Below are 12,107 nucleotides of genomic sequence, written 5' to 3' on the forward strand. Positions count from 1 at the left end.
AATGGACTTCGCCCACCTCCCTACGATAAGTCAACATCGAATCGCTTACGCGCTTCGTGTTTCCTTTATCTCAGTCGGTGTGCTCCAGTCCATAGGTCGCTGACCGGGCGCTTGCGCTTTTCGAATAAGGAGGTCTCTCCATGCATGAACGAGTACTGAGAGTTTTGGAATTTGATAAAATTAAAGAACAGTTACAGGAACATGTTTCCTCTTCATTAGGAAGAGATAAAGTACAAGAATTAAAGCCATCCACTGACTTTGCTGAGGTCGTAAGGCTGCAGGAGGAAACGGATGAAGCAGCAAATGTACTTCGCATAAAAGGAAATGTTCCACTGGGTGGAATCTTCGATATTCGGGCTCATATTAAACGAGCTGCCATTGGCGGGATGTTAAGCCCGTATGAATTAATGCAGACAGCCAGCACTGTCCACGTGAGCCGAAGTATGAAAAGATTTATCGAAGATTGTGCTGAAGAGGAATTAAGTATACCGATCTTGGTTGAGTTTTCTGAACGAATCATCGTGTTGGCGGAACTTGAGCAATCGATTAAAATGGCGATTGATGATAACGGTGAAGTATTAGATGGAGCCAGTGAAACACTCCGCTCTTTAAGACATCAATTGCGGACAAAAGAGGCTCGGGTAAGGGAGAAATTAGAAAGCATGATTCGTTCGTCGAATGCGCAAAAGATGTTATCTGATACGCTCATTACGATTAGAAACGATCGGTTTGTTCTCCCCGTCAAGCAAGAATACCGCAGTCATTATGGGGGAATTATTCATGACCAAAGTGCTTCAGGACAAACCCTCTTTATCGAGCCGCAATCAGTGGTGGAGTTAAACAATGAGCTTCAGGGAATCCGTTTAAAAGAAGAGCAAGAAATTCAAAGAATTTTAATTCAATTAACCGGTCATGTTGCGTTAAACCAGGCAGAGCTTGAAGTGATCGTCACTGTTTTAGCTGAACTCGATTTTATGTTTGCTAAAGCTCGTTATGCGAAACGGATAAAAGCATCAAAACCATTGATGAATGACGAAGGGAAAATTTCCTTAACGAAAGCAAGGCACCCGTTAATTCCAATCGATGAGGTTGTCCCGAATGACATTACAATAGGCATTGATTTTTCGACGATTGTCATTACGGGTCCAAATACAGGCGGAAAAACGGTTACCTTAAAAACAGTCGGTCTTTGTACGCTTATGGCTCAGGCCGGTTTACAAGTTCCGGCCTACGATGGATCAGAAATGGCTGTGTTTGACGAAGTATACGCTGATATTGGCGATGAGCAATCCATTGAACAAAGCTTAAGTACTTTTTCATCTCATATGGTGAATATTGTTGATATTTTAAAACGGGTTGGTTCCAACAGTCTCGTCTTATTTGATGAACTTGGCGCTGGTACGGACCCGCAAGAAGGGGCAGCTCTCGCCATTTCGATTTTAGACGAGGTTTATAAGCGTGGCGCCAGGGTGATTGCCACCACGCATTATCCAGAATTGAAAGCATACGGCTATAACCGTGAGGGTGTGAGCAATGCGAGTGTAGAATTTGATGTCGAAACACTAAGCCCGACCTATAAACTGTTAATTGGCGTTCCAGGGCGAAGCAATGCCTTCGAAATATCGAGACGCCTAGGTTTAGATGAACGAGTTATTGAAAATGCGCGAACCCATATTAGTGCTGATACGAACCAAATCGAAAATATGATTGCATCGTTAGAGGAAAGTCGGCGCAAGGCAGAAACGGAAGAGGAAGAAGCACAAGAATTGCTCCGGAATGCTGAACGGCTCCATAAAGACCTGCAAAAGGAAATGGTCGCCTTTTACAAGCAAAAGGATGAAATGGTTGAGAAAGCAGCAGACGAAGCAGCAGCCATTATTGAAAAGGCAAAATCGGAATCGGAGAAAATTATTCGTGAGTTAAGACAACTGCGAATCGACAAGCAAGCCGAAGTGAAGGAGCATGAGCTGATTGAAGCAAGAAAGCGGTTGGAAGAAGCCGCACCTGCTAAAACGGCAAAGAAATCAGTGATGAATCAGGCAAAGAAAAAGCATTCCTTTAGTCCTGGGGATGAGGTGATGGTGCAAAGCTTTGGTCAAAAGGGTTTGTTAATCGAGAAAATTAGCGAGCAAGAATGGCAGGTTCAAATCGGGATTTTGAAAATGAAGGTCGACGAAAAAGATTTAGAATATATAAATAGCCCGAAACAAGTAGAAAAGCGCCATCTTACTACAGTAAGGGGCAAGGATTATCATGTAAGCCTTGAGCTTGACTTGCGCGGGGAACGTTTTGAAAATGCGTTAATGCGAGTTGAAAAGTATATCGATGATGCTTTACTTGCCGGGTATCCAAGGGTGTCGATTATTCACGGAAAAGGGACAGGAGCACTAAGGCAAGGTGTCCAAGAATATTTAAAAAATCACCGTTCCGTGAAGAAAATTCGATTTGGCGATGCCGGCGAGGGTGGCACTGGAGTGACCATTGTTGAATTTAAATAGCAGAGGGAGAAATGGGGATGAACCAATTTTGGGAAAATCAGTTTGTGCAGTCAGCAGCCTATTATAGCGTAGTAATTCTCTGTTTGGTTGTTTTTTTAGCCATATTCGAGCTTGTCACTAAATATAAAAATTGGGAAGAAATAAAAAAGGGAAATTTAGCAGTGGCAATGGCAACAGGAGGAAAAATTTTTGGGCTTGCCAATATTTTTAGGCATTCTATTTCTCAGCATGATTCCCTTGTTACAATGGTTAGCTGGGGGGTTTTTGGTTTTTTACTCTTGTTAGCAGGCTATTTTATTTATGAGTTTTTGACGCCAACCTTTAAAATTGATGAAGAAATTCAAAAGGATAATCGGGCTGTCGGCTTAATTTCAATGGTCATTTCAATCGGATTATCTTATGTTATTGGTGCGGGGATATCGTAAGGAGAGGTTTAAATGGAAACATTAGCAAAGGTATTAATGGCCCTTTGCGGGGGATTTATCATCATCGGGATCATTTATTTGTTGTTGTAAAAAAGTAGAAGGCTGGCAAGTGGTCAGCCTTTTATAATTAAGTCACTGTTGTATCTGGCTGTTGATTTCCGCTCCAGGTGCTCGCTTTCCGCGGGGGAGTCTCGCACCTGCAGCGAAGATCAACAGAGTGTTCAAAATCAACATTGAACCTTTAACACAGCCATAATTGAAATTAACTATTCCCCTCATTGCCACATAGCCTGTAGTATAATATAATTAAATTGAATATTCTAAAATCTCTTAATATAAAAAGGAGGGAATGAATTGACAGACCCGAGACCTTGGTTGAAAAGCTACCCAAAAGAGATTTCGGCCAACCTCCATTACGAGGGTTTTCCAATACAAGAGTATTTAAAGCAAGCCGCAGCTGAATTTCCTGAAAAAATTGCCATTCATTTTATGGGAAAAGAATTAACTTATAAAAAGATTCATCAGGAAGCGTTAAAGTTTGCAAATTATTTACAACATCTTGGTTTAGAAAAAGGAGATCGGGTAGCCATCATGCTGCCTAATACGCCTCAATCGGTCATTAGCTATTTTGGTACATTAATGGCAGGTGGAGTCGTCGTTCAAACCAATCCGCTCTACACAGAAAGAGAATTAGCCTATCAAATGAATGATTCAGGTTCAAAAATATTGATATGCCTAGATATTCTGTTCCCTCGCGTCGTTAAAGTAATGAATAAGACCAACTTGCAACATGTTGTTGTGACTTCTATTAAAGATTATCTCCCCTTTCCAAAAAATCTTATCTACCCGTTTATTCAAAAAAAGCAATATGGCCTTGTCGTCAATGTAAAACACAAAGGCAATTATCATTTATTTACCGAAATCATGAAGACCAAACTAGGAAAAAGGATTATTCCCGAAATAAATGTTGCTGAAGACATTGCCGTCCTCCAGTACACAGGGGGAACAACTGGATCTCCTAAAGGGGTCATGTTGACCCATAAAAATTTAGCCGCTAACACCACAATGTGTAAGGCCTGGCTTTATAAATGCAAATCAGGGAATGAGACAATCCTTGGGGTAGTACCCTTCTTCCATGTATATGGAATGACAACCGTGATGCTTTTATCGATAATGGGCGCTCACAAAATGGTCTTATTGCCAAAGTTTGATCCAGAAGCTGTTTTAAAAACAATTGATAAACAACGTCCAACCTTATTTCCGGGAGCACCCACGATATATATTGGCTTATTAAATCACCCAGATATAAAGAAATATGACCTTTCCTCTATTGACAGCTGTATTAGCGGATCAGCGCCGTTGCCTATAGAGATTCAACAGAAATTTGAAGAGGTAACCGGGGGAAAGCTTGTTGAGGGATACGGTCTTACGGAAACTTCCCCAGTGACTCACTCGAATTTTTTATGGGATCGACCTCGTGTTAAGGGAAGTATTGGAGTTCCATGGCCGGATACAGATGCCGCTATTTTGTCTTTAAAAACCGGGGAACCTGTGCCAGTTGGAGAAATCGGCGAGATTGCTGTTAAAGGTCCACAAGTTATGAAGGGGTACTGGAATAGGCCGGAAGAAACGGAACAGACGATTAAAAACGGTTGGCTATTAACAGGAGATCTCGGATACATGGATGAAGACGGATATTTCTATGTGGTTGATCGCAAGAAAGACATGATTATTGCAGGTGGGTTTAATATCTATCCACGGGAAATTGAGGAAGTGCTTTATGAACATAATGATGTGGTTGAGGCGGTAGCTGCTGGCGTCCCGGATCCATATCGAGGTGAAACGGTAAAAGCATATGTGGTGGTTAAGGAGGGGGCAAATCTATCAGCAGAAGAGCTTGATAAATTCGCCCGTAAGCATTTAGCAGCATACAAGGTTCCTAGAATATATGAGTTTAGAAAAGAACTTCCCAAGACTGCAGTCGGCAAAATTTTAAGAAGATCCTTAATCGAAGAAGAAAGGCAGCGTCTTGAAGAAGATCAAGAAAAGCGAGCATAATCATTCATAGATTCGGGGGGCAAAAAACGATGCAGGATTATCGAAATATGCTGTCCCTTTTGAAAAGGACATACGTTCCGTTATTTTTCGAAAAAAGGGTCGTTTAAGAGGACAAACGGACATAGGTTCCGTTATTAGGCTAAAATCGAGCTATTAGACGTGTATTTTTAACAAATAGCGTACCTGATGTCCGCATCTACCTCCAAAATACCCGTTTTTATTAAAATAACGTACTCCATGTCCGCATAATCTAAACGCGCAGCATTAATCACATAAGAAAACGCTGCTGAAATCAGAATCAACAGCGTTTTTTATGTGATTATACATATAACCTTTATAGTAATAATATTATACAAAGCCTTGACAGATAATTTTCAGAATATTATTATAAACTTAATGAATGGTGATTCATTCACTTCCAGTATTCCCCGAACTAAATCTCTTGAAGGGAGAGATTGGCCTTGAAAAAAGATAAACCAAAATACAGAAAAATTATCGATGCTGCTGTTATTGTTATTGCAGAAAATGGCTATCATCAAGCGCAAGTGTCGAAAATTGCGAAACAAGCAGGAGTGGCTGACGGTACAATTTATCTATATTTTAAGAACAAAGAGGACATTCTTATCTCTCTTTTTCGGGAAAAAATGGGGAATTTTGTAGAAAAGATTGAGTCGAAAATAGCAGGATTTAGTTCGGCAGCAGAGAAATTATTTATATTGGTAGAATCCCATTTTGACATGCTATCAAATGACCACCACCTTGCGAAAGTAACACAGCTCGAACTTAGACAAGCCAATATTGAGCTAAGGCATGAGCTTAGTGATGTACTGAGGGGATATTTAAAGGTTGTTGATCAAATATTGCAAGAAGGGATAGACAATGGAGAATTTACAGAAGCAATTGACATCCGGCTAACTCGTCAAATGATATTTGGCACAATTGACGAAACAATAACCACCTGGGTCATGAATGAACATAAATATGATCTGAAAGCGTTAGCTCCAAAAGTTCATCATTTATTGCTTAATGGATGTGGGAAGCATTAGCATGAAAATTGGAATAGTAAAGCAATAGAAGGGGGAAAAAAGGTGGAATTTTTGAAAACGTCCATAGCCGATCGCATCGCTACGATAACGATCACTAAAGGACCGGCAAATGCTCTTTCTTCTCAAGTATTAAAGGAATTGGCACTTGTGTTAAACGAAGTGGAGCATGATGAAAATGTTAGAGTAATCCTAATCAATGGTGAAGGTCGATTCTTTTCTGCGGGAGCAGATATTAAAGAATTCACAACGATTGAAAATGGCGAACAATTTAGTGAGTTAGCTAGATTAGGTCAAAATTTATTTGAGCGGATGGAAAATTTCCCGAAACCAATTATTGCGGCTGTTCATGGTGCTGCTCTTGGTGGAGGATTGGAACTTGCGATGGCATGTCATTTCCGTCTTGTTAGTGATAATGCTAAATTAGGTTTGCCGGAATTACAGCTTGGTTTAATTCCTGGATTTGCGGGAAGTCAGCGTTTACCTCGTTTAGTGGGTACTCCAAGAGCGGCTGAAATGCTTCTTACAAGCACACCGATAACTGGTGAGGAAGCTGTAAAAGCAGGACTTGCCAACCATGCGTATCCTGAAGCAGAACTTTTAGAAAATGCTTATAAGATTGCAGGACAAATTGCTAAGAAAAGCCCTATCGCGATTAAAGCTATCCTTGAGCTTTTCAGTTATTCCAAGCAAGAGAAGTTTCATGCAGGGGTAGAGCGTGAGGCTGTGCTGTTTGGACAAGTTTTTGAATCTGCTGATGGACAAGAGGGTATTAGTGCATTTATTGATAAACGGGAACCAAATTTCGTTGGTAAGTAACCAACAAAAATTTTTGGGATAAATTTTTTGAATCTTTAAAAACTATACAATGTTCCGACAATTTACGACATTTTTGGAGGGAAAATAATGAATATTTATGTATTGATGAAAAGAACCTTCGATACAGAAGAGAAGATTGCCATTTCCGGCGGAAAAATTAATGAAGACGGTGCTGAATTTATCATTAACCCATATGATGAATATGCAATCGAAGAAGCTATCCAAGTTCGCGATGCTAATGGTGGAGAAGTAACGGTTATTTCTGTTGGAAATGAAGAGACTGAAAAACAACTTCGTACAGCATTGGCAATGGGTGCGGATAAGGCTGTTTTAATTAATACTGAAGATGATTTAGAAGCATCCGATCAATACACAACTGCAAAAATTATCGCTGAATATTTAAAAGACAAAAATGCTGATTTAATCATTGCAGGTAACGTGGCAATTGACGGCGGTTCAGGTCAAGTCGGTCCTCGTGTGGCTGAACTACTTGAAATCCCTTATGTCACTACAATTACAAAGTTAACTATTGATGGCAGCAATGTTACGGTTGTTCGAGATGTTGAGGGTGATTCTGAAACAATTGAAACAACTTTACCGGTTCTTGTAACAGCTCAACAGGGCTTAAATGAACCACGCTATCCTTCCTTGCCGGGAATCATGAAAGCAAAGAAAAAACCGCTGGAAGAATTGGAGCTTGATGATCTTGATCTTGAAGAAGATGATGTTGCACCAAAGACAAAAACAATTGAAATCTATTTACCGCCTCAAAAAGAAGCAGGAAAAGTACTTGCTGGCGATATCCAAGATCAAGTGAAGGAACTAGTAAACTTGCTTCATACTGAAGCAAAGGTTGTTTAATGGAAATTAATTGATTGAGCGCTCGTTCATTGATTGAAAAACACTGCGGGAGGTAGTAATAATGTCAAGAAAAGTATTGGTTATTGGGGAAGTACGTGAAGGCTCATTACGTAATGTTTCCTTTGAAGCCATTGCAGCTGCAAAAACTGTTGCTGAAGGCGGAGAAGTTGTAGGTGTACTAATTGGAGATGCTGTAAGCGCGTTAGGACAAGAATTAATTCAAAATGGTGCAGACCGTGTGGTTGTTGTTGAAGATGCTGGATTAAAACAATATACTTCAGACGGTTATGCTCAAGCATTGTTGGCTGTAATTGATGCAGAATCTCCAGAAGGAATTATTATGGGGCATACTGCTCTAGGTAAAGATTTAGCTCCGAAATTAGCTGGTAAATTATCTTCAGGGTTAATTTCAGATGCAACTGCAGTTGAGGAAGCGGGAGGTAATATCGTATTTACCCGTCCAATCTATTCCGGTAAAGCATTTGAAAAGAAAATCGTAACGGAAGGCATTATTTTTGCCACTGTTCGTCCTAATAACATTACTCCTTTAGGTAAGGATGAATCAAAAACAGGTGATGTATCATCCTTAACTGTAGCAATTAAAGATTTGCGTACTGTTATTAAAGAAGTAGTTCGCAAAGCGAGTGAAGGCGTCGATCTTTCAGAAGCAAAAGTGGTTATTGCCGGAGGCCGTGGTGTTAAAAGCGAGGAAGGCTTTGAACCATTAAAAGAATTAGCAAACGTACTTGGTGGTGCAGTTGGAGCATCGCGTGGTGCATGTGATGCAGAATACTGTGATTACTCTTTACAAATCGGCCAAACAGGTAAAGTAGTAACACCTGATTTGTATATTGCATGCGGGATTTCAGGTGCAATTCAACACTTAGCAGGTATGTCTAACTCAAAAGTAATTGTCGCGATTAACAAAGATCCAGAGGCCAACATCTTTAAAGTAGCAGACTATGGTATTGTTGGCGACCTTTTTGAAGTAGTTCCACTATTAACAGAGGAATTTAAAAAGTTAAAAGTTCTTTCTTAATCGATTAACGGGCGGACTTTCCGCTCGTTTTTTTGTGACTTTTTGTATGGTAAAATAATGTAAGGGATCCGTATATTAATTAGTAAAAGGGGAAAAGTACGAACGAAACATATCATTAGCATTGATGGTTCAAACGGTGTTATACTGACGGTAAGATTTTTAGTTTAATTTTAGGAGGATATACAATGGCAATTACACATGCGACAGATCAAACCTTTAAAGCTGAAACTGGTTCCGGCACAGTGCTGGTTGATTTTTGGGCACCTTGGTGCGGCCCTTGTAAAATGATTGCACCAGTATTAGAAGAGCTTGACCAAGAATTAGGAGAAAAGGTTAAGATCGTCAAAGTCGATGTAGATGAAAACCCAGAAACAGCAGGCCAATTCGGCATTATGAGCATCCCTACATTACTTGTGTTAAAAGAAGGAGAAGTTGTCGATAAAGTGGTTGGATTTTCTCCGAAAGAAGCACTAGCTGGAGTTCTTGCAAAACATATTTAAGAATAGTATTTGAAAAAGCTTACTATACAAGTAAGGTTGATCTAAAGCGTAGGAAACGCTGTTGATCAACCTTTTTTATTTTTATTGCTGACTAAATGATGAAGATTCATCCATAATGAAAGTAAAATCCCTTTCGTTTAAGGAGTTTATATATGAGAAAAATCAGTGTTGTAGGAATGGGTTATGTTGGCTTAGTGACAGCCGTCTCACTTTCTTCAATCGGGCATGACGTTACTTGTATTGAGATGGACAAGGAAAAACTAGCTCTTCTCCAAAAAGGTATATCACCAATTTATGAACCGGGATTAGAAATCATGCTCCAAGAAGCGATAAATAATCGCCGGCTGCGCTTTACGTTTGAGGCAAAAGAAGGGCTAGAGGAAGCAGAAATTATCTATATAGCTGTAGGGACGCCAACGCTGGAAAATGGCTCAGTCAATTTAGATTATCTGGAAATGGTGATTAATGAGATAGCAGCCTGTATTACAAAAAATGTAATCGTGGTTGTAAAAAGTACTGTACCAGTAGGCACGAATCATATGATAAAAGCTAAACTTGATCAAGCTCTTCCGCTTCATATTAAGGCCGAAGTCATCTCAAATCCTGAATTTCTACGAGAGGGGTCGGCTATTTATGATACCTTTCATGCTGACAGAATTGTGATCGGTGCCGATAATCAACAAGCCGCAGATGTTATGAGTGAGGTAAATAAACCGTTTGGCGTACCAATTTTTCACACTGATATCTTAAGTGCAGAAATGATTAAATACGCTTCAAATGCCTTTTTGGCAACAAAAATAAGCTTTATAAATGAAATGGCCAATATTTGTGAAAAGGTTGGGGCGGATATTGAATCTGTCTCGGTTGGAATGGGAATGGATCAAAGGATAGGTCCCCATTTTTTAAAAGCCGGAATTGGCTATGGGGGTTCTTGTTTTCCAAAGGATACAAAAGCGTTGAGCTATATTGCAGCAGATGTCGACTATGATTTTCATTTATTAAAAGCGGTGATCGACGTCAATAACAAGCAGCAGCGAATTTTGCTGAAAAAAGCACGTGAAAGGTTTCAGTCATTAAACGGAAAAAAGGTGGCATTGTTAGGATTAGCCTTTAAGCCGAATACGGATGATATGAGGGAATCGCCTTCATTAGTTATGGCAGCTGAATTGGTAAACGAAGGTGCAGAGGTTGTCGCATTTGACCCAGTTGCGGGTGAAAAGGCAAGCAGAATATTTCCGACTGTAATAAACGTTGTGGAGACGCTCGAAATCGCGATAAAGGGTGCCGATATGGCGTTTATCCTAACCGATTGGGAGGAATTTAAAGGTACGGAATTATCGGTATTTGTAAAACAGATGAAGCAGCCGATAATTTTTGATGGCCGCAATTGCTTTAAATTGACTGAAGTTGAAAAATATCCAATTGAGTACCATTCAATTGGTCGAAAAGCGCTCCTTATTTGAAATATCTTTGCTGTCTACTAAAATCATTGGACTTCGGTTCGATGATTTTTTTTTAGAAGGAAACAAGAATTACTGATTCTTGTTCATAGTATTGTAACATTTTTTAAAATACTCCATTGACATTGATAATCGTTATCACTTATAATCGTAATTGAAATTCATTATCAATTACATAGTTAATAACATTTGGAGGGTACATACGTGAAAAAACGAGAACTGAAAAAGATATTTGCAGGATTTTTAATTGCAAGTGCAGTTTTAACAGGTTGTAATACAAGCAAAGAGACTGCTGAAAAAGAAGAAAAAACTCAAGTAGAAACAAAGGAAACCGAAAAAGAAGCGCAAAATGAAGTGGATTATCCAGCTGTTTTTCAAGAGGCAGTAACAGAACTAGCTAAAGCCAGCGAAGGAAAAGATGTAGATTACGATAAAGTGATTGATTTATATACTACTAATCTTCAAGGTTTAGTCCAAGAGCGTGACAAGGAGTTTGAGGATACAATTGACCAGCATATTACAACTGCGCTTGAAGCTGGAAAAGAAGGAACGATGGACAAAGTAGTCGTAAAACAAATTTTTGATAAGCTGATGCAAAAAGTTTTTTATACCACAATGAAGCATGAATTTGTTGAAGTGGCTGAAAATTGGGGTAAGACGGAAGAAGTAAAAGAAGAAATTGAAGAGGCTAAAGTATTTTATTCCATTCTGTCAACAACGGTTCAAAAACGCGATGCAGCTAATGGCACTACGATGGTTGATGTGATTAACGGTGGATTTGAAGAAATGGAGAAGGCGGTTGATAGTAATGACCAACTTGCATTCCAATTAGGTAAACAAGTTGTTGATAAGACGTTAATGAAAACCTTCTATTTTGCAACAGGAGCTATTCCTAACGGGTATGCTACAAAAGCGGCAGCTGCAGCAAAAGAGAATGCAGAAGAAGCGAAGGTTGAACAAGCAGAAGGATGGGCATTCTACCAATCTATTTATACTTACATTAACAAGCATGCGGCTGAAGAAGGTGCTTATATTTTAAGTCAATTTGATTTAGAAACGGATGTAACGCAACTTGACCCTGCTGCAGTAAATAAAGCATTTGTTCGTGGTTTCTCAAAGGTTGCTATAGATGAGTATAAGGAAAGCATCGAAGCTTGGGGCGAAGACAAATCTGTTATCACCGCTTTAGAGGGTGCGTTATTCATTGATATTATCGGGCAAGATATTAAAGGGCTAATTGGAGAAGCTGAATACACCGCTTTAACGGAAAAAGCACAAAAATATTTAGACGCTGCGAAAGCAAAGGATAAAGCTGCAGGGGAAATTACTTTAAAGGAAATCGAGGCTACTTTACAAACTGTAATCGAAAAAGCCAAGTAATCCTTAACCTACTCGGAAAAGACC

10 protein-coding genes are annotated in these 12,107 nt (G+C 39.5%); all 10 read left to right on the plus strand.

The window, feature by feature from the left end; genetic code table 11:
* The first annotated feature begins 140 nt into the window (after positions 1-140).
* The 10 genes from ACI48O_RS07980 to ACI48O_RS08025 all read left to right on the plus strand — a co-directional run bounded on the left by ACI48O_RS07980 (position 141) and on the right by ACI48O_RS08025 (position 12,083).
* Positions 141-2,498 carry an endonuclease MutS2 gene (locus ACI48O_RS07980; RefSeq protein ID WP_435561199.1) on the plus strand — a complete coding sequence of 786 codons (2,358 nt, stop codon included), beginning with the start codon at positions 141-143 and terminating at the stop codon, positions 2,496-2,498.
* 17 nt (positions 2,499-2,515) lie between these two features.
* Positions 2,516-2,923, plus strand: a complete 408-nt coding sequence (locus tag ACI48O_RS07985) for a DUF350 domain-containing protein (RefSeq protein ID WP_435561200.1) — start codon at positions 2,516-2,518, stop codon at positions 2,921-2,923.
* 354 nt (positions 2,924-3,277) lie between these two features.
* Positions 3,278-4,981, plus strand: a complete 1,704-nt coding sequence (locus tag ACI48O_RS07990; protein ID WP_435561201.1) for a long-chain-fatty-acid--CoA ligase — start codon at positions 3,278-3,280, stop codon at positions 4,979-4,981.
* Positions 4,982-5,442: 461 nt separating this feature from the next.
* Positions 5,443-6,027: a TetR/AcrR family transcriptional regulator gene (locus ACI48O_RS07995; RefSeq protein WP_435561202.1), complete on the plus strand. Its 585-nt coding sequence runs from the start codon at positions 5,443-5,445 to the stop codon at positions 6,025-6,027.
* Positions 6,028-6,069: 42 nt separating this feature from the next.
* Entirely contained in the window at positions 6,070-6,843 is a 774-nt protein-coding gene (locus ACI48O_RS08000; RefSeq protein ID WP_435561203.1) for an enoyl-CoA hydratase, read from the plus strand.
* A gap of 87 nt (positions 6,844-6,930) precedes the next feature.
* Positions 6,931-7,704, plus strand: a complete 774-nt coding sequence (locus ACI48O_RS08005; RefSeq protein ID WP_435561204.1) for an electron transfer flavoprotein subunit beta/FixA family protein — start codon at positions 6,931-6,933, stop codon at positions 7,702-7,704.
* 61 nt (positions 7,705-7,765) lie between these two features.
* The gene (locus tag ACI48O_RS08010) at positions 7,766-8,743 is read left to right on the plus strand and encodes an electron transfer flavoprotein subunit alpha/FixB family protein (protein ID WP_435561205.1); all 978 of its coding nucleotides are present in this window, start codon (positions 7,766-7,768) and stop codon (positions 8,741-8,743) included.
* A 185-nt stretch (positions 8,744-8,928) separates the two neighbouring features.
* Entirely contained in the window at positions 8,929-9,243 is a 315-nt protein-coding gene (gene trxA, locus ACI48O_RS08015) for a thioredoxin (protein ID WP_435561206.1), read from the plus strand.
* 152 nt (positions 9,244-9,395) lie between these two features.
* Entirely contained in the window at positions 9,396-10,706 is a 1,311-nt protein-coding gene (locus tag ACI48O_RS08020) for a UDP-glucose dehydrogenase family protein (RefSeq protein ID WP_435561207.1), read from the plus strand.
* Between the two features lie 201 nt (positions 10,707-10,907).
* The gene (locus tag ACI48O_RS08025) at positions 10,908-12,083 is read left to right on the plus strand and encodes a hypothetical protein (RefSeq protein ID WP_435561208.1); all 1,176 of its coding nucleotides are present in this window, start codon (positions 10,908-10,910) and stop codon (positions 12,081-12,083) included.
* Positions 12,084-12,107 lie beyond the last annotated feature (24 nt).

This window comes from Neobacillus terrisolis (assembly GCF_051233475.1).
GTDB lineage: Bacteria > Bacillota > Bacilli > Bacillales > Cytobacillaceae > Bacillus_BU.

Excerpts from the sequence above, each read along its gene's own strand:
- trxA (WP_435561206.1), top strand. The coding sequence starts at position 8,929 with ATGGCAATTACACATGCGACAGATCAAACCTTTAAAGCTGAAACTGGT.
- ACI48O_RS08005 (WP_435561204.1), top strand. The coding sequence starts at position 6,931 with ATGAATATTTATGTATTGATGAAAAGAACCTTCGATACAGAAGAGAAG.
- ACI48O_RS08020 (WP_435561207.1), top strand. The coding sequence starts at position 9,396 with ATGAGAAAAATCAGTGTTGTAGGAATGGGTTATGTTGGCTTAGTGACA.
- ACI48O_RS08010 (WP_435561205.1), top strand. The coding sequence starts at position 7,766 with ATGTCAAGAAAAGTATTGGTTATTGGGGAAGTACGTGAAGGCTCATTA.
- ACI48O_RS07980 (WP_435561199.1), top strand. The coding sequence starts at position 141 with ATGCATGAACGAGTACTGAGAGTTTTGGAATTTGATAAAATTAAAGAA.
- ACI48O_RS07985 (WP_435561200.1), top strand. The coding sequence starts at position 2,516 with ATGAACCAATTTTGGGAAAATCAGTTTGTGCAGTCAGCAGCCTATTAT.